Consider the following 1160-nt stretch of genomic DNA (forward strand, 5'->3'; position numbering starts at 1 on the left):
TTGGGAAGTTCAGGAGTTGGGAAAACACACTTACAAAGTAAGGTCGCAGAGCTCATTCCAGAAGAAGATAAAGTAGAAATCACGGTATTATCTGCCAATGCCTTTTATTACTTCAATAGAACCGAATTACAACACAAACTGATATTAATAGAAGATCTGGACGGCGCAGAAAGTGTCCTCTACCCATTACGTGAATTACAATCCAAAAAGCGCATTACAAAAACAGTAGTTCATAAGGATCGAAAAGGCACAACAAAAACGATACATCTTACTGTTGAAGGTCCAGTAAGCGTTGCCGGTTGTACCACACAAGAAAGCATCTATGAAGATAACTCCAACCGTTCCTTCCTACTCTACATAGACGAAAGCGAAACCCAAGACAAAAGAATCATGCAATATCAACGGTTTTTAAGCGCAGGAAAACTTAACGAGCAAGAACAGCTAGACGCCAAAGAAATCTTACAGAATGTTCAAAGAATACTCAAACCTATCAAGGTTATAAATCCTTTTGCAGAATATCTAGAATTACCACAATCGGTATTTAAACCAAGAAGAACCAACAGCCATTATTTACAGTTCGTTGAAGCTATTACCTTTTACAAGCAATACCAAAGAGAACGTAAGTATGACGAGCAAACAGGCGAAGAATATATCGAGACTACGATTGAAGATATTAAAGAAGCTAATGAGTTGATTACTGAAGTTCTTTTAAGAAAGAGTGATACGATTACAGGTGCGGCAAGGAATCATCTAGAACGCTTAAAAAAGTATCTCAACGATAACAATCAAACAACGTTTACCAATACAGAAATCCGCAGGAATCTAAGAGTAAAAGAAACCACACTGCGCAGGTATAACAAACAACTACTATTAGAAGATTACATCCGCAAGGTTAAAAAATTAAAGACTAAAAGTTATTGTTTTGAGATCGTAGGAATAGATGAGTACAAGAACCTAAAAAAGCAGATAGATAAATCTCTAGAGAACTGTTTGACACAAATACAACTCGCCGTATCGCCACCAAGTCGCCAGTGATCAATGGCGAGGTTAAAACAATGTTTTCTAGTCAGTTATAAGCAAGTCGCCACAATATCCAAAAAACACCCACAGAATGAAAAGTTTATCCCTAAACAACCACAGTTATAAAGTAATTGTTCAAG

Annotated in this window: 1 pseudogene; it reads left to right on the forward strand. The window is 36.9% G+C overall.

Annotated elements, in window-relative coordinates:
• Positions 1-1035 (forward strand): annotated as a pseudogene (locus tag LY01_RS14970) (hypothetical protein); the annotation flags it as partial.
• Positions 1036-1160 lie beyond the last annotated feature (125 nt).

Source organism: Nonlabens xylanidelens (genome assembly GCF_002934445.1).
Lineage (GTDB): Bacteria > Bacteroidota > Bacteroidia > Flavobacteriales > Flavobacteriaceae > Nonlabens > Nonlabens xylanidelens.